Annotated in this window: 16 protein-coding genes; 9 read left to right on the top strand and 7 right to left on the bottom strand. The window is 64.3% G+C overall.

The annotated features are described in order from the left end of the window. The first annotated feature begins 28 nt into the window (after positions 1-28). The 3 genes from FUT88_RS04575 (at position 29) to FUT88_RS04565 (ending at position 2,289) form a co-directional block, all read left to right on the top strand. Positions 29-676 (top strand): alpha/beta hydrolase, encoded by a 648-nt coding sequence (locus tag FUT88_RS04575; RefSeq protein ID WP_147214010.1) that lies wholly within the window; start codon positions 29-31, stop codon positions 674-676. A gap of 90 nt (positions 677-766) precedes the next feature. After that, a complete protein-coding gene (locus FUT88_RS04570) occupies positions 767-1,969 on the top strand; it encodes a D-alanyl-D-alanine carboxypeptidase family protein (RefSeq protein ID WP_147214009.1) in 1,203 nt (400 codons plus the stop codon). Between the two features lie 20 nt (positions 1,970-1,989). Beyond that, positions 1,990-2,289: a YbeD family protein gene (locus tag FUT88_RS04565; protein WP_004633811.1), complete on the top strand. Its 300-nt coding sequence runs from the start codon at positions 1,990-1,992 to the stop codon at positions 2,287-2,289. Positions 2,290-2,378: 89 nt separating this feature from the next. Here the strand turns inward: FUT88_RS04565 and FUT88_RS04560 are convergent, their stop codons facing one another. Next, positions 2,379-3,341 carry a transcriptional regulator GcvA gene (locus FUT88_RS04560; protein WP_147214008.1) on the bottom strand — a complete coding sequence of 321 codons (963 nt, stop codon included), beginning with the start codon at positions 3,339-3,341 and terminating at the stop codon, positions 2,379-2,381. A 150-nt stretch (positions 3,342-3,491) separates the two neighbouring features. Here FUT88_RS04560 and FUT88_RS04555 point away from each other — a divergent pair, with 150 nt between their 5' ends. From FUT88_RS04555 to lipA, 3 genes are all read left to right on the top strand, one after another. Further along, a complete protein-coding gene (locus tag FUT88_RS04555; protein ID WP_147214024.1) occupies positions 3,492-3,851 on the top strand; it encodes a DUF2917 domain-containing protein in 360 nt (119 codons plus the stop codon). Positions 3,852-4,010: 159 nt separating this feature from the next. Then, complete coding sequence (gene lipB / locus FUT88_RS04550; protein WP_147214007.1) at positions 4,011-4,700, top strand: lipoyl(octanoyl) transferase LipB; 690 nt, start codon at positions 4,011-4,013, stop codon at positions 4,698-4,700. 42 nt (positions 4,701-4,742) lie between these two features. Then, the gene (gene lipA, locus FUT88_RS04545; protein WP_004633801.1) at positions 4,743-5,744 is read left to right on the top strand and encodes a lipoyl synthase; all 1,002 of its coding nucleotides are present in this window, start codon (positions 4,743-4,745) and stop codon (positions 5,742-5,744) included. A 76-nt stretch (positions 5,745-5,820) separates the two neighbouring features. On the opposite strand, the gene FUT88_RS04540 is transcribed toward lipA, so the two are convergent. The 5 genes from FUT88_RS04540 to FUT88_RS04520 all read right to left on the bottom strand — a co-directional run bounded on the left by FUT88_RS04540 (position 5,821) and on the right by FUT88_RS04520 (position 10,956). Next, complete coding sequence (locus tag FUT88_RS04540; protein WP_147214006.1) at positions 5,821-6,282, bottom strand: hypothetical protein; 462 nt, start codon at positions 6,280-6,282, stop codon at positions 5,821-5,823. A gap of 235 nt (positions 6,283-6,517) precedes the next feature. Further along, entirely contained in the window at positions 6,518-6,820 is a 303-nt protein-coding gene (locus FUT88_RS04535; RefSeq protein WP_027678386.1) for a CBU_0592 family membrane protein, read from the bottom strand. Between the two features lie 65 nt (positions 6,821-6,885). Next, the gene (locus tag FUT88_RS04530) at positions 6,886-7,695 is read right to left on the bottom strand and encodes a TorF family putative porin (RefSeq protein WP_147214005.1); all 810 of its coding nucleotides are present in this window, start codon (positions 7,693-7,695) and stop codon (positions 6,886-6,888) included. Next, the gene (gene betA / locus FUT88_RS04525; protein ID WP_147214004.1) at positions 7,695-9,416 is read right to left on the bottom strand and encodes a choline dehydrogenase; all 1,722 of its coding nucleotides are present in this window, start codon (positions 9,414-9,416) and stop codon (positions 7,695-7,697) included. Before betA ends, FUT88_RS04530 begins: the two co-directional genes overlap by 1 nt. Positions 9,417-9,432: 16 nt before the next feature. Continuing rightward, positions 9,433-10,956, bottom strand: coding sequence for an aldehyde dehydrogenase family protein (locus tag FUT88_RS04520; RefSeq protein WP_147214003.1), 1,524 nt, complete (start codon positions 10,954-10,956; stop codon positions 9,433-9,435). 267 nt (positions 10,957-11,223) lie between these two features. Between FUT88_RS04520 and FUT88_RS04515 the strand changes: the two genes are divergently transcribed. From FUT88_RS04515 to FUT88_RS04505, 3 genes are all read left to right on the top strand, one after another. Then, positions 11,224-12,669 carry a helix-turn-helix domain-containing protein gene (locus FUT88_RS04515; protein WP_147214002.1) on the top strand — a complete coding sequence of 482 codons (1,446 nt, stop codon included), beginning with the start codon at positions 11,224-11,226 and terminating at the stop codon, positions 12,667-12,669. Between the two features lie 187 nt (positions 12,670-12,856). Next, entirely contained in the window at positions 12,857-13,927 is a 1,071-nt protein-coding gene (locus tag FUT88_RS04510; RefSeq protein ID WP_147214001.1) for a DMT family transporter, read from the top strand. Next, on the top strand, positions 13,924-14,226 hold the full coding sequence (locus FUT88_RS04505; protein WP_147214000.1) for a hypothetical protein: 303 nt from the start codon (positions 13,924-13,926) through the stop codon (positions 14,224-14,226). The genes FUT88_RS04510 and FUT88_RS04505 overlap by 4 nt, the downstream gene beginning before the upstream one ends. 179 nt (positions 14,227-14,405) lie before the next feature. Here the strand turns inward: FUT88_RS04505 and FUT88_RS04500 are convergent, their stop codons facing one another. Continuing rightward, on the bottom strand, positions 14,406-16,508 hold the full coding sequence (locus tag FUT88_RS04500) for a phosphocholine-specific phospholipase C (RefSeq protein ID WP_147213999.1): 2,103 nt from the start codon (positions 16,506-16,508) through the stop codon (positions 14,406-14,408). Positions 16,509-16,813: the final 305 nt, after the last annotated feature.

Genomic DNA, 16,813 nt, shown 5'->3' with positions numbered 1-16,813 from the left:
CTTTACCGCATCTGCTTCTCCAGTTTCCATGAACGTTCATACCGAAGAACGCCTGATTCCCGGCCCCGTCGGGCAGATCGACCTGTCGATCGACCAGCCGGACGGCGCACCGCGCGGCCTGGCGCTGATCGGCCATCCGCATCCGCTGTTCGGCGGCACCAAGGACAACAAGGTCGCGCAGACGCTGGCACGCACCTTCGTCGGCCTCGGCTATGCGACGGTGCGCCTGAACTTCCGGGGTGTGGGCAAGACCGAAGGCACGCATGACAACGGCATCGGCGAGCAGGACGACATGCTGGCCGTGCTCGACTGGATGCGTACACAGACCGAATGGTCCGCCGATGTGGCCACGCTGCCGCTGGCGCTGGGCGGTTTCTCGTTCGGCAGCTTTGTCGTCTCGCAGGTGGCCCGCCGCCTGACCGAAGCCGGCACACCCGCCGAGCGCCTGGCGCTGGTGGGCACCGCCACCTCGCGCTGGGATGTGGCACCGGTGCCGGCCGACACCATCATCATCCACGGCGAACAGGACGACACCGTGCCGCTGATCGACGTGCTGAACTGGGCGCGCCCGCAGGAGCTGCCAGTGATCGTCATCCCCGGCGCCGATCATTTCTTCCACCGCAAGCTGCATCTGATCCGGCAGCTCATTACCGGCGCCTGGGCGCCAAAACCGTAACACTCACCCGTTGACTTTCCGGACGCCGCACCTCCCCCCTTTTTCTGGCAGGCGGCGCCATTGAATTCCAAGCAGACCGCAGGACCCGACATGCAGACCCGCTTCGCCCATTTCACGCCCTCCGCCCTCCATTCCGCCGCCGCAACCGCCGTGGCCGCCGCCGTGCTGGTCACCGCGCTGCCCGCCATGGCACAGCCGGTGCCGGCGCCGCAAGTCGCGGCCCGCTCATGGATGCTGACCGACGTGACCAGCGGCCAGGTGCTCGGCGGCGCAAACATGGACGAACGCATCGAGCCCGCGTCGCTCACCAAGCTGATGACGGCCTACCTGGTCTTCGAAGCCGTGCGCGACGGCAAGCTCAAGTACGACCAGATGATCACGCCGACCGAGACCGTGCGCACCGTCAAGACCGACGAATCGCGCATGTTCCTGGAAGCCGGCAAGCCCGTCTCGCTGCGTGAGCTGACGCAAGGCCTGATCATCCAGTCGGGCAACGATGCGGCCCTCGTGCTGGCCGAAGCTGTGGGCGGCACCGAGACCAACTTCGTGATGCTGATGAACCGCGAAGCCGAGCGCCTGGGCATGAAGAACACGCACTTCATGAATGCCGCCGGCCTGCCCGACCCGAATCACTACTCCACCGCACGTGATCTTTCGATCCTGACCGCGGCGCTGATCAAGGATTTCCCGCAGGACTACAAGTTCTACTCGCAGAAGGATTTCACCTATAACAACATCAAGCAGTCGAACCGCAACCGCCTGCTGTGGCTTGATCCGACCGTCGACGGCGGCAAGACGGGCCACACCAAGTCAGCCGGCTACTGCCTCGTCACATCGGCCAACCGTCCGCTCCCGGATGTGCCGGGTGCGAACCGCCGCCTGCTGTCGGTCATCATCGGTACCAAGAGCGACGCGATCCGCACACAAGAGAGCCTGAAGGTCCTGAACTACGGCTATCAGTTCTTCGATACCGTGCGCCTGTACAAGGCCAAGGAAGCCCTGCAGACGCCCGACGTGTACAAGGGCCAGGCCAAGAGCGTGAAGCTGGGTGTGGCGGAAGACAAGTGGATCACCGTGCCCAAGGGTGCAGGCGCACGCCTGAAGCCGGTGCTGGAGCGCAAGGACCCGCTGATCGCCCCGATCGCCCAGGGCCAGCAACTGGGCACGGTCAAGGTGATGGATGGCTCGACCGTGGTGTCGGAGTTCCCGGTGGTGGCACTGGAAGCGGTGCCGGAAGCCGGCTTTATCGGCCGCACGATCGACGCGGTCAAGCTGTGGTTTAAAAAGAAGTAATCGTCCCCACTTACTTCGACATGACCTCCTCTCACACTCCCCCGCCGGGCCACATTCCGCCTGAACAGTCGCTCATCGAGTACCCGAGCGATTTCCCCATCAAGGTGATGGGGCCGATGCATGACGACTTTGCCGCGACCATTGTCGAGGTCGTCCGCCTTCACGATCCGGAGTTCCACGAAGGACGCCTGGAAAAGCGTCCGTCATCCAGCGGCAACTACCTGGGCCTGACGGTGATCGTGCGTGCGACGAGCCGCGAACAGCTGGACGCGCTGTACCAGGCGCTGACGAGCCATCCGATGGTGAAAATCGTGCTGTAAGGCAGCTCAGCGCCGCCCGGCAGAATGCAAAACGCCCTGGTCATGCCAGGGCGTTTTGCTTTGTCAGCGCATTTTTCCCGATGCCGGTCTCAGCCCTTCGGCACATGCCCCAGGCAGACCGCGTTGTCGTTCATCAGCCCGGCCAGCTTCAGCCTGAACGCAGCAATCTCCGGCAGCAGCCACGTGCGGAACGCCTGCATCTTGGGCGTCTGCAGCGCGCTGTGCGGGCAGACGAAGTAGTAATTCCATGGGCACGGGATCGTCGTCTCGAACAGGCGCACCACGCGACCGGTCAGCAGATCATTGAAGGCCAGCGTCGGACGGATCAGCGCAATACCCTGCCCCGCTGCCGCCGCTTGCAGCAGCAATGACGAATCCTGGAACATCAGCCCGCCGCGCGGCTCCACAAACCCCTCCAGGCCGGCCGCATCGAACCACGGTTTCCATGCCTCGCCCTCGCTGCGCAGCAGGGTCATGCTCGCCATCTCGGCCAGCGTGCGCGGCAGACGTCCGCCGTTGAACGACGGGCTGCAGATCGGAAAGAACACATCGTCGAGCAGCTTCTCCACGTACAGACCCGGGTAGTTGCCCGAACCCATGCGCAGTGCCACGTCCACCTCTTCGCGCGCAAAGTCGACCAGCGCGGGGCTGGAGAACAGCTCCACCTCCAATTCCGGATGGCGTTCGATGAAGGTGCCGATATGCGGCGTCAGCCAGCGCGCCGCAAACGACGGCATCGTGCTGATGGCCAGACGGTTGTCGCGGTTGCCGGCGCGCAGTTGATGCGTGGCCTGCGCGATCTGGTCAAGCGCCTCGCGCACGCGGTCGGCATAGGCGCGGCCGGCGTGCGTGAGCATGACCCGCTTGCCGCGCCGCTCGAACAGCGGCACACCCAGCTCGTCTTCCAGCGTGCGCATCTGGTGGCTGACGGCCCCGTGGGTGACGAACAGCTCCGTCGCCGCACGCGAAAAACTCTCATAGCGGGCCGCCGCTTCGAACACCCGGAGCGCGCCAAGTGACGGCAAGCGCATCGGTTCGCGGATTTCGGTCATCTTTCCCTCCGGATTTTCGTAGCGCAGCATGGTTTTTATGTGAGCTGCGCTAGCAAGAAACGCAATATATATCGTTTGGTACAAGGCAACCAAGCGCCTAGACTTCCTTCAACGGCAAGGCCCCATCCCGCTGCCGTGAAGGAGCCGATCATGAAAGCTGTACTAACAAAAATTGTATTCACTCTGCAACCCGGCGAAGTGATGGCACTGCGCATGCCGGCCAACCAGAATCTGCGCGTCGAAGAAGCCTATGGGCGCGACGTATGGGTCACACACGAGAACAAAGCCGGCGATGAATGGCTGCACGCGGGCGGCAGCGTTGCCGTGAAGCGCGGTGAAGAAATCGTCGTCTCGGTGGACCCGAAAGCCCTTGGCCCCGTGGCATTGGCAGTAGAAGCCACCGATGGCCACATGCCGCGCCAGCCATGGCACGTCGCAAATGGGTGGCGCCACACGCTGGCCGCGCTGGGCTGGAACGAGCACGCCGATACGCCGGTCGTGGCTGCGTGAGCCCGCAATCTGTCTTGAGCCTCCTTTTGCGGCCTCTGCCGCAGAAGCCGATGCCGGCGCCGATGCCTCCCATCGCGCCGGCATTTTTTTCCCGACCCTGCGACCGAAGCGGGCAAAGGCGCACGGCGACATCGGCGGCCCTGCGCTACACTCGCGGGCATGATTCCGATTGACATCGTCGAGCGCGGCCTGCAGGACTACGCCGCCTGCTTCGACGAAATGCAGACCTTTACCGCACAGCGGGGCCCCGAGACACCCGACACGATCTGGCTGGTCGAACACCCGCCGGTGTTCACGCTCGGCCTGGCCGGCGACCCGGCACATCTGTTGGCCCCCGGCAACATCCCGCTGGTGAAAGTCGACCGTGGCGGCCAGATCACCTATCACGGCCCCGGCCAAGTCGTTGCCTACCTTTTGCTGGATTTACGCCGCCGCGGGCTGTTCGTGAAAGCGCTGGTCGACGCGATCGAGGCGGCCGTCATCGAGACGCTCGCCACGTATAATGTCGCCTCCGAACGCAAGGCTGGCGCCCCCGGCATCTACCTGTCGGGCGGGCCGCATGCTGGCGCCAAGATCGCCGCGCTGGGCCTGAAGATCCGCAACGGCTGCAGCTACCACGGCGTGAGCCTGAACCTGGCGATGGACCTGTCGCCCTTCACGCAGATCAACCCGTGTGGCTATGCCGGCCTGGAAACCGTCGATATGGTGACCGCCGGCGCCCGTGAGGCGTCCGGACGCCCCGTCGATGCGAAGGACTGGCAAACCGTTTCCCGCGGCCTGGCCGATGCGCTGGTCGCCCAATTGCAGCAACGCGCGCAAGCGCACCCCGCCGAGGCCGCTACCGCATAGCGCCCGGAAATGCACGAGCCGCAAGCCCGTGCGGAGAACACGATGACCGATTCCGCCGCCGGCGCCACTGAAGTCGCCACCCCTGCCACCCCGTCGAACAAGCCGTACGACGCGACGGCCAAGCAGAAGTCGCTCGACAAGACTGCACGCATTCCCATCAAGATCGTGCCGGCCGAGAAGCTCAAGAAGCCGGATTGGATTCGCGTGCGCGCCGCCACCGGCAACTCGCGCTTCTACGAAATCAAGGACATCCTGCGCGCCAACAACCTCGTGACGGTGTGCGAAGAAGCCAGTTGCCCGAACATCGGCGAGTGCTTCGGCAAGGGCACGGCCACGTTCATGATCATGGGCGACAAGTGCACGCGCCGCTGCCCGTTCTGCGATGTCGGGCACGGCCGCCCGGACCCGCTCGACGTGAACGAGCCGGAAAACCTGGCCAAGACGATCGCTGAACTCAAGCTCAACTACGTCGTCATCACCAGCGTCGACCGCGACGACCTGCGTGACGGCGGCGCCCAGCATTACGTCGATTGCATCTCGCGCACGCGCGCCCTGTCGCCGGCCACGCGCATCGAAGTGCTGGTGCCGGACTTCCGCGGCCGCCTGGAGAAGGCGCTGGACATCCTCCAGGAATGCCCGCCCGACGTGATGAACCACAACCTCGAAACGGTGCCCCGCCTGTACAAGCAGGCGCGCCCGGGTGCGGACTACGCGCACTCGCTGAAGCTGCTGAAGGACTTCAAGGCCCGCAACCCGAATGTGCCGACCAAGTCCGGCCTGATGGTCGGCCTGGGCGAGACCGATGAGGAAATCCTGGAAGTCATGCGCGACATGCGCGAGCACGACATCGACATGCTGACCATCGGCCAGTATCTGGCGCCGTCGGGCCACCATCTGCCGGTGCTGCGCTATGTGCACCCGGACACCTTCAAGATGTTCGAAGAGAAGGCGTACGAGATGGGCTTCACGCACGCTGCGGTCGGGGCAATGGTGCGCAGTTCGTACCACGCGGATCAGCAGGCACACGAAGCCGGCGTGGTCTGATCACCGCCGGAACGCTGCAGAAACAAAAAGGGCCTTGGGTTTTACCCCAAGGCCCTTTTGATTTGGCGCGGCTCGATCAGGCGCGCGAAGCAGCATCCTTCGGATACGACGCATCGCCGTTCCACGACAGATAGCCGTAAGTGTCCGCCTGGCGATCGGCACCCTGCGTGTAGACGTCGTACTTGGCAGCGGCGCCGTCGGTGTACGGATCGGCCTTGGCGATGGCGCCATCGGTGTACGGGTCAGCCTTGCCGACAGCACCTTGGGTGTACGGGTCGAAGCGATCGTTCTTCCACGAGAGATAGCCGTAGGTATCAGCTTGACGGTCCGCACCTTGGCTATAGACGTCGTACTTGGCGGCAGCACCCTGCGTATAGGGGTCAGCCTTGGCGACAGCGCCTTGCGTGTACGGATCGGCGCGACCTTGCACAGCGGCAGCGGCCGGCTGGGCCGACAGCAGCGCTGCGGAAGCGGAAAGCGTGGCCACCAAGGCCAGCAGCGTATTGCGGGAGAAAGCGGTTGCGAGACGGGTGTTCATGATGGGCTCCTGATCTGTCTGGATATTCGGTTGCGCTCAGTTCGTTGCGCTTGAGATCAGAATAGATCGTTGCCCTTGATGAATAAATATGCAATCCAAGAAAATACTGTTCTCCAGAAATCAACAATTACGAGGGGGCCATGACGCCGATAAAGTGGCTCACGCCTCATATTTGTGGAGTAAATCAAAAAAAAAACCGCGTACGTGGACGCGGTTTTGGTCGTGCTCGGCGAACCTACTGCTGCGCCGGGTGACCCGGACGCGGTGCGCCTGGAACCTCGGCCACTGGCCGCCCCGCCTGCTTGTTGCGCCACCAGCCCATCAGCGTCAACGCCAGCCAGAAGAACTGGGTGAGGAACGACGCAAGATTGAACGCGCCCATCAACGAAATCAGGATGCAAATCGGTCCAAGGAGATTGAGGCGAACGGCAAATGCACCGGTCGGGGGCTTATGCAGGACCTGCACGCCAAAGTGTGCAGAGACGTACGCGGCGACGCCGACCAGACCGACAACGTCGGTAAAACCCAGGGAGGCCATGGTGTGTGCTGTGAAAGCAGAGGTTGTGGAGAAAGGGTTGCAGGTAAAACGCCGTCGCTCGCCGCTCAGTACGTCGCCGTCAGCTTGAGGGCGACGGTGCGTCGGCCGAGCGTCATGCGATCCGTGCCGTTGCGGGTGGAGAGTTGGTGGGCATAGGCGGATGCGTCCGCGCCGGTCAACGCGGCAGACAGCGTCACGAACTTGTTGATGGGTCGCGAGAGTTCAACGCGGTAATCGGTAAAGCTGAATGCGCTGTGGTTGCGCACATGCTCGTGGCCGACGTGCAGCCCGAGCGTGAAGTTGTTCGGCAAGGGCACAGCCCAGTTGGCTTCGGCGTAAGTGGAGCCGCGGCTGCCGCGGTCGATGCCGTCAGCCAGCGAATTGCCATCGAAGCCGAAGTAGTTCGACAGCGTCGTCCATAACTTGACCGACACGCCGCGCCAGCCGGCCCCGACCATCCATTCCGTGTAGTCATAGCCGGTGGCGGGGCCGCCGCCACCGGCCTTGTCGTAGCGGGCACCGGGATACCAGTAGCGATAGAGCCCGGTGGTCAGTTCGACGCCGTGCGCGACGGTGGCGGCATAGCCCAGGTAGGTGTCGATCTCGGCATGCGCACCGGCGATGACGTGGTCGCTGACCTGCGAGCCCCACACGCCGGCATAAAAACCGCTCGGCGATGTGTAGTCGACGCCCGCTTGGAGCGCAGGTTTTCCCCATGTCTGGCGCAAGCCGCGCGACACGTATTGCGAGACAACCGATGCGTTGGCCGACCAGCGCCTGTCATCGCCCGCCGGCAACTCGTCCGCCAATGCGGGCAGCGCAGCAGCACACGCCGCCGCCCCGCCCAGCATTGCGGTGACCTTGCGCCAGCGCATCAGGCCGCCACCAGTTCATCGGCGACGAGCGGCTTGGCCGGCGCCTGCAGCGGCGACTTGCCGTGCACATAGAACGCCGCATCCGAGCGGGCAAGCGGCGCCACACCGCGAATCCGGTCGGCGATCTTCTCGGCCATCATGATCGTCGGCGCGTTCAGATTGCCGGTGACGATGCGCGGCATGATCGACGCATCCACCACGCGCAGACCCTGCAAGCCGTGCACGCGGCCTTCGTTGTCGACCACGGCCATCGGATCGTCGGCCGACCCCATCTTGCAGGTGCAGGACGGATGCAGCGCAGTTTCGGCGTGTTGCCGCACAAAGGCGTCGATTTCGGCGTCGGTCTGAACGCTCGGGCCTGGGCTGATCTCGCGACCGCGGTATTGGTCGAACGCACGCTGCGCGATGATGTCGCGCGTGATGCGCACACCGGCGCGGAATTCGCGCCAATCCACGTCATGCGCCATGTAGTTGAAGAGGATGCGCGGCTTGTCCCGCGGATCGCGCGAGGCCAGCTTCACGTAACCGGTGGACGGCGAACGCATCGAGCCCACGTGGCACTGGAACCCATGCATCTTCACCGGGTTGCTGCCGTCGTAGTTCACGGCCAGCGGCAGGAAGTGGTACTGGATGTTCGGCCATTCGAAGCTGTCGTCGCTGCGGATGAACCCGCCCGCCTCGAAGTGGTTGCTGGCGCCGGGGCCCGTGCCGTGCATGTACCACTCCAGCCCGACCTTCGGCTTGTTGTACCAAAGCGTGTTTTCGTAGATCGATACCGGACGCAAGCACTCGTACTGGATGTACATCTCCAGATGGTCCTGCAGGTTCTCACCCACGCCGGGCAGATGTGCGACCGAGTGGATGCCCAGGGCGCGCAGCTCGTCGGCATTGCCCACGCCCGAGCGCTGCAGCAACTGCGGCGAAGCGATGGCGCCGCTGGCGACGATCACCTCGCGGCGCGCACGCCATGTTTCGCGGTTGCCGTCCATCAGCGCCTCGACGCCGACCGCACGCGTGCCATCGAAGATCACGCGATCGGCCAGCACGCGCGGCAGCACGGTCAGCGTGGACCGCTTGCGCGCCTCGTCGAGATAGCACAGCGATGTGCTGGCGCGGCGGCCCTTGGCGGTGACGGTGCGATCCATCGGGCCCAGGCCTTCCTGGCGATAGCCGTTCAGGTCGTCCGTGGCCGGAATACCGGCTTGCTCACCGGCTTCGATAAAGGCGTGGAACAGCAGGCTGTTGTCGTGCTTGGGCGTGGTGACCTGCAGCGGGCCGGAATCGCCGTGCCAGTCGTTGGCGCCCTTGTCATACGTTTCCGATTTGCGGAAGTACGGCAGGCAGTCGGCATACGCCCAGTCGGGCAAGTTGAAATCGCTCGCCCAGCGCTCGTAGTCCATCGCGTTGCCACGAATGAAACACATGCCGTTGATGAGCGAGGACCCGCCCAGCCCCTTGCCGCGGCCTTGTGCCATGCGGCGATTGTTCATGTGCGGCTCGGGTTCGGTTTCGTAGGCCCAGTTGTACGTGGTGCCTTGCAGCGGATACGCCAGCGCCGCCGGCATCTGCGTGCGGAAATCCCAGCGGTGGTCGGGGCCGCCGGCTTCGAGCAGCAGCACGGTCACGTCCGCGTCTTCGGTCAGGCGCGCAGCCAGCGTGCAACCTGCCGAGCCCGCGCCCACGATGATGTAGTCGTACTCCTGTACGGTGTTTGTGGTCAAAACATGCCCTCCGTTCTTACTCAGCACCGGCGCCGAACCAGCCCATCGGCTGCGGTGCGAGGTTGATGTAGCTGTGCTTCAGTTCGGTGTACTCGTCCAGGCCGCCGCGGCCCAGTTCGCGGCCGATGCCGCTGGCCTTGTAGCCGCCCCACGGCGCTTCAGGGAAGTACGGGTGATAGTCGTTGGCCCACACGGTTCCGAAACGCAGTGCGCGTGTCACGCGGTTTGCGCGGTTCAGATCGGCTGTCCACACAGCGCCGGCCAAGCCGAACGGCGTGGCGTTGGCGCGGCGCACCGCTTCTTCTTCGGTTGAGAAACGTTCAACGGTGAGCGCCGGGCCGAAGATTTCTTCGGTGGCGATCTTCATGTCGTCGCGCACGTTGGCGAGCACAGTGGGCTCCAGCCAGAAGCCGCGCTCGAACGCCTTGCCTTCAGGCGCCTTGCCGCCACAGCGCAGCACGGCACCTTCCTGCACGCCGGCCTGGATCATGTTGAGGATCTTCTGGCGCTGGAATGCCGACTGCACTGGGCCCATCTCCGTACCTTCGGCAAAGCCGTTCCCGATACGGATGCGCTTGACGCGCTCGACCATCGCATCGACAAACCGGTCATGAATGCCGTCTTGCAGCATCAGGCGCGATCCAGCCGAGCACACTTGCCCCGCGTGGAAGAACGCTGCGTTGACCGCGTAGTCGACGGCGGTATCGAAATCCGCGTCGTCGAAGATGATGTTCGGGTTCTTGCCGCCCAGCTCCAGGGCGACTTTCTTGAAGTTGCCGACGGCTGCATTCATGACCGCCGCGCCGGCCACCGCGCCACCCGTGAACGAAACGAGATCCACGTCCAGATTGCGCGACAGCTCTGCCCCGGCCTCACCTGCACCAGTGACAAGGTTGAACACGCCCGCCGGCACGCCAACCTCGATCAGCAGTTCCGCAAAGCGATGCGTGGTCAGCGGCGTCAGGTTGCTCGGCTTGACGATGACGGTGTTGCCCGCGCCGAGCGCCGGTGCGATCTTCCAGGCGGCTTGCAGCAGCGGGTAGTTCCACGGCGTGATGAGGCCGCATACGCCCACCGGCTCGCGCAGCGTGCGGCTGATGACCGTGTCGGGCGCCTCGTTGATGAGACCGGATTCAGTAGCAACCAACCCCGCGAAATAACGGAACGTCGCGGCAATGCCATCCATGTCCCAGCGGCTTTCGGTGAGGGTCTTGCCGGTGTTGAGCGATTCGAGCGTCGCGAGGTTCTCGGCGTCTGCGTCGATGGCGTCGGCAATGCGGTTGAGCAGGCGGGCGCGCTCGCGGGTGCCGGTCTTGCGCCACGGGCCTTCGTCAAACGCGCGGCGGGCGGCGGCAATGGCGCGCTGCACATCGGCCACGGAGGCATCGGCCGCCTGCGTCAGGACGTTTTCGGTGGCGGGATCGACGATGTCGCGGTACACGCCGCCCTCGGGCTGGACCCATTGGCCGTCGATATAGAGATCAAGACGGGGCGCCAGCGTGGCGGAATGGAATTCGGTGGGAAGGGAAGCTTGCGTCATATCCAGTACCCCTGGTGGATGGCTGGCGCACAAAGAGACGGCGCCCGAAATGCCGACACCGGAGCGTCTTGGCAGACGTCGTTTGGTGTGGCAACCCAGAAATTCACTGTTGGTGTTTTTATTTACCTTTGGAGAATTTTCGACTAGTCTAGAAAAAATTAGTTGCGTCACGCCAATCGTTATGACCTAACGACTCTGTATATCGATAAATTTTCGCTATTTTCAACGCGCTATACTGTTAAGAATCACTCCCAGTAAATCCGCCCCATGACCGCCGCAGCACTTCCGCCGCCCGACGGCTCCATCGACGACGACAGCTTTGCCGGCCGCCTCAAAGGCGTGCTGACACGCGGCCGCATCCAGCTCAAGCAAGTGGCGGCGGCGCTGGGCGTGTCCCCGTCGGCGGTCCACAAATGGACGCGTGGCGGCGAGATCGAATACGCCAACCTGCTCGCGTTGGCCCGCTTCCTGAACGTAAATTGGCTGTGGCTGCGCTACGGAGACCGCGCGCTCGCCGATCTGGAAGCCAGCCTGGCCACCGACGCCCGCGCCCGCGAAGGCCGCCAGAAGCACATCGCCGCGATCATGGAAAGCGAGGCGCGCATGACCTTCGCGCAGGAGATTTCCGGCGTGGTCACGTGGGAGTGGAACCTGCTGACGGACGCGGTGGCGTATTCACCGAATGCCCCGCGCCTCTTTGGCCGGCCGATCCGCACGCTGGACGATTTTTGGCAGTGCGTGCTTCCCGAAGACGTGCCCGGTGTGCAGGCCGCCGTCTCGCAGAATTTGAGTGCGGGCGGCGTCTACGAGCATGAATTCCGCATTGCGCCGGCGCCTGACGTGGTCCGCTGGATCGTCTCGCGCGCAACGCTCGTGCGCGATGCGCAGGACCGCCCGGTCAAGATGATCGGCCTGAGCCTGGACACCACCGAGCGACACGCCGCCGAAGCCGCGTTGCGCGATTCGGAGGCGTTGCTGGCCAAGGCGCAGCAGATCGCCCACCTCGGGAGTTGGCTCTGGGAACCAGGCACCGACGCCTGCCGATGGACGGACGAGGCTTACCGCATCTTCGGCTGGGCGCCGCAATCCACGCCCGTGACGATGGCGCGCTATCTGGACGCCATCGTTCCCGCCGATCGCGCCCGCGTGCAGGCCGTGCTGGACCGCGCCGTGGCATCGCGCCAGCCGTATCGCGTTGAATACACCATCACCCTGCCCGACGGTTCGCACCGCCATCTTCGTGAAGAAGGCGAAGCGCAAGACCCATCGGCCGCCACGCCGACGATGATCGGCGCGGCGCAGGACATTACCGCTGAAGTGGAAGCCCAAGCCGCCTTCCGCGACAGCGAGGCCAAACTGCGGACGCTGTTCGAACAGGTGCCCGTCGGTATCGCGCAAGTCAGTCTGGAAGGCCGTTGCCTGCGCGCCAACCCATGGCTTTGCACGCTGCTGGGCCAACCGGAAACGGCGCTGCAGCAACGCACGCTGCTCGACCTCACACACCGCAACGACCTGGCCCGCCACCTGCGCCAGTACGGTGAGTTGCTCGCCGGCACGATACCAACGTATGCGCTATCGCTGCAGTTGGTACGCGGAGATGGCTCTGCCGTACCGGTGCAGATCACAACGTCCTTGGCGCGCGATCCGGCTACGGACGCACCGCTGCATCTGATTACCGTGGTCGACACCGTGCCCGAGGCGGGCGCCTCGTAGCCCACGGCACACCCCGACGTCGCAGACGTCAACTTCTGACAATCCCGTCAACCATTGCGATTTTTTCCGGCATGCCTGGAGGGCCGGCATAGACTCCAAAAAACTTATAGTTAATTTATCAACCTCCAGTAACTAAAGCGTCACGCCCGGCTTTTGGGTCTGACGCGTACAGAACAAGGAGATCGGTTTGGCTTCTTCCTCCGCCGCCCGCGCGGCCCATCATCAACGCACGCTGCAGTGGGGCTACCGCTGGGCCTTATGGGCCGCCATCCTGTGGGGCGCTTGGTACGTGCCCGGCACGGCCGTCTGGCATGAATCCCCCTTCGCCGCGATGGACCTTTCCGACCCGCGCGTCTTCCTCGTCTGCGCAGCGGTCATCACGGCGTTTCATAGCGTCATGGTGACGGTCTTCCAGTGGGTGTGGCTCGGCTCGCTCGGCAAGCTGGGGGATTACTTCCGCACCCTCGGCCAATTCCGCAAGATCTCCCGCTGGTACTTCATTGCGGCGGTCGTGGGCGGACTGATGGCCAACTTCGGCTCGTATCTCGCGATGGGCTATGTGGGCGCCGTGTTTGCGGCCGTGGCGGGACTGCTGTATCCGGTGGTGGGCGCGACAGTGGCCAAGCTTTGGTACAACGAGCGCATCAGCGCGCGGGCGGCGGTGGGCATCGCCATCATCATCCTGGGCGGCGTGGCGATCTACGCGCCGGCACTGATGGCCGAATCGCACAGCGGCAGCCATCAGTGGATCGGCTATCTCGGTGGCGCCATGGCCGCCATCGGCTGGGGCCTGGAAGGCGCGATCGTCGGCCGCGCCATGGACGTGACGGACCCCGACTGCGGCGTCTCCATCCGCTACACCGCCGAGGCCATCTACTGGGTCGTCTTCATCCTGCCGGCCATCGCGTTGTTCGTGCATGTGCCGGTGCCCGTGACGGAGATTGCCTCGGGCATCGTGCACAGCAAGGCGCTGCTGTGGCTGATCGTGGGCGGCCTCACCTTCTCATTCTGCGCAGTCGCTTGGTACAAGTCGTTCCCGTTGATCGGCGTGGGACGCGGACAGGCGCTCGGCGCGTTCTACGCAATGTTCGCGACCCTCTTCACGGCCATCTTCACGCTGCAGTTTCCGGAGTGGTACTTCCTGATCGGCTTGGCGCTGGTGATCTTTGGCGGCTTCGTGATGGTGTCGGAAAGCGCGGAAAACCTGGAAGTCATCCGCGGCGGCGCGGCACCTGTAAACACGGAGACGCACGCATGAAACTGCACATGAAGGGCTACATCCTGCAACTGCTCGCGGGCAGCGACATGCTGTGGGACAGCGAAATCGCCCATCGCACCTGCATCGAATACGGCAAACCCGAAGACGAGTACTGGACGGGCAGCATCCGCGCCATCCTCGCAGACCTGTACTCCGGAGGCCTGGTGCAAACACCCGAAGACCAGCTCGACGAAGCCACCAACAAGGTGCACTTCCGCTACGCCATCACCGAGTTTGGCCGTCAACGCATGGCCGACACCGGCCTGCTCGACCTCGAATCGAAGGAGACCACGCAATGACGCAGTATTGGGGCTATCCGTTTGCCGACGTCCTGGCGATCGTGGTGATCGTCGGGCTGAGCGCGCTGGCGCTGTATCAGGCACGCACGTACACGAAACAACTCTGACGCTGAGCGTCGCAAGGAAAAAAACGGCCCGCTGGCGTGACTTGCCAGCGGGCCGTTTTGCTTGGGTGTCGCTTATGCGCTCAGCGCCGGATCGGACGCGCTGACACGGCCGGTTTCAACGTGGCCGGCAAGGCGTCGCTCGAAGCCGGCATCGCTGCTGGCCGTGACGGTCAGGTCGTACCAGGCGTGCTGGCTGCGCAGGTCCAGGTACACCGCCGCATCGTCACCGCCGCGCACTTCGCGTTGCACGCTCTCGCCCGTGTAGGCGCTCTTGATGGTGAAGACGGTAGGCGCGCGGCCGCGGTTGATGAGACGCAGTTGCAGGTTGCCGTTGGCCACGTCGTAGCCTTCCTTCACTTCCAGCGCACGGCCATGCGGACGCAGCAGGCCCGACAGCCTGAGCTTGCCGACAAAGCGGCGCAGGAAGCCGTTCGGGCCGTGCACGGTGAAGTCATACGCGCCGCCTGCGTTGACGGCCAGCTTGTCCGACAGGCGCTTGCCCGCCTCGACCGTGTAGGTGCGCGGTGCGTCCGTGCTGCCGGCGGTGTAGACGAGGAAGGCGGCACCCACGTCCCCGGTGTTCACGAATTCCAGTTGGAACTTGCCGGCGGCTTCGTCCTGGCGGCCGCGCACAAACAGTTCGTACGGCAGCGCACGCGATGGGCGCACGCCGGCTTCCTGCTTCGGCACGGCCTGCACCAGCGGGGGCAGCGGCACGTAGCTGGCGTGGCGCAGCTTGTCTTTCGGCACGTAGGCGGCGGTGCTCGGCAGCGCGGGCACCACCTCGTTGGGCGTGGCGAAGTTGAACGCCGACGTCAGATCGCCGCACACGGCGCGACGCCACTTCGAGATGTTGGGCGAGCGCACGTTGTGCGTGCGCTTGAAGCGCTGCTCGATGAAACGGATGATCGACGTGTGGTCGAACGTTTCCGAGCACACGAAGCCGCCCTTGGACCACGGCGACACCACCAGCATCGGCACGCGCTGGCCCAGGCCGTAGCTGCCGGCGCCGTACGTGCTGTTGCCCTGAAAGTATTCGCCCGTGGTGTCGACCGTCGACAGGCCATTGCTGCCCGACGATGCAAACGGCGGGACGAGGTGGTCGAAGAAACCGTCGTTTTCGTCGTAGGTGATGAACACCGCGGTCTTGCTCCACACCTCGGGGTTGGAGGTCAGGACCTGCAAGACTTGATCGATGTACCAGGCACCGTAGTTGGCCGGCCAGTTCGGATGCTCGGAGAACGCTTCCGGCGCGGCAATCCACGACACCTGCGGCAGCGTGCCGTTCTGCACGTCGCGCTTGAGGATGTCGAAGTAGCCGTCGCCGGCTACTGCATTGGTGCCGGTGCGCGCCTTGTCGTACAGCGGGCTACCGGGCTGTGCGTTCTGGTATTGCTTGAAGTACAGCAGCGAGTTGTCGCCGTAGTTGCCGATGTAGGCGTCGCTCGTCCAGCCCCAGGAGCCCGCGGCGTCCAGGCCCGTGCCGATGTCCTGGTAGATCTTCCACGAGATGCCGGCGGCTTCGAGCACCTCCGGATACGTCGACCAGCCGTAGCCCGCTTCTGCGTTGTCGATCACGGGGCCGCCGCCGACGTTGTCGTTGCCGACATAGCCGGTCCACATGTAGTAGCGGTTCGGGTCGGTCGACGTAGGCGTCGCGCAGTGATAGGCGTCGCAGATGGTGAAGGCGTCGGCCAGCGCATAGTGGAACGGAATGTCCTGGCGCGTCAGGTACGCCATCGTCGTGGTGCCCTTGTGCGGGACCCAGCCATCGTAACGGCCGCCGTTGACGGCAAGGTGCGTGTCGTTCCAGCCGTGCGGCAGGTCTTGCAGGAACTGCAGGCCCAGATCGGGCGCGCTCGGGCGGAACGGCAGCACTTCGCCCACGCCACCGGCCATCGGCTGATGCCACACGCTCTTGCCGGTCGGCAGCGTGACGGTGCGCGTATCGCCATACCCGCGCACGCCACGCAGCGTGCCGAAGTAATGGTCGAACGAGCGGTTTTCCTGCATGAGGATCACGATGTGCTGCACGTCTTCGATCGTGCGGTGCGTGTTATGGGCGGGAATCGCCAGCGCCTGGCGAATGCCTTCGGGCACCGCGCCCATGGCTGCGGAAGCAGCAGCCAACTGGGCAGCGGAACGGAGAAAACCACGGCGACTGTTGGAGGTCATGTTTTCGTCCTGATGTCTGAGTGTTTTGGGGTTGGGGGGAGTGGGGGGGGGGACAACACGGGGCGGCGACTGATTGCACGCAGTGAGCAAGTCAATCGACGGTATCGGCGAGCGCTGACGCCAAGCCGTGTCGCGAGACAACGGCCTCAGGCGACGACGCAGACAGGGCGGCGCGGCTTTTCGGTCGCAAACACAGATGACCTCCTGATGACTTCAGCAAGCCGGACTGTGCAGCGCGCAGCGTTTGCTCACCACGCGCTAAGGTAGAAAGGATTCATGTCGGTTACGTGAAGACGCCACGCGCC

Origin of the sequence: Ralstonia sp. TCR112, from assembly GCF_007997035.1 — a bacterium.
Taxonomy (GTDB): Bacteria; Pseudomonadota; Gammaproteobacteria; order Burkholderiales; family Burkholderiaceae; genus Ralstonia; species Ralstonia edaphi.
This window is presented reverse-complemented; position numbering and strand designations above follow the sequence as displayed.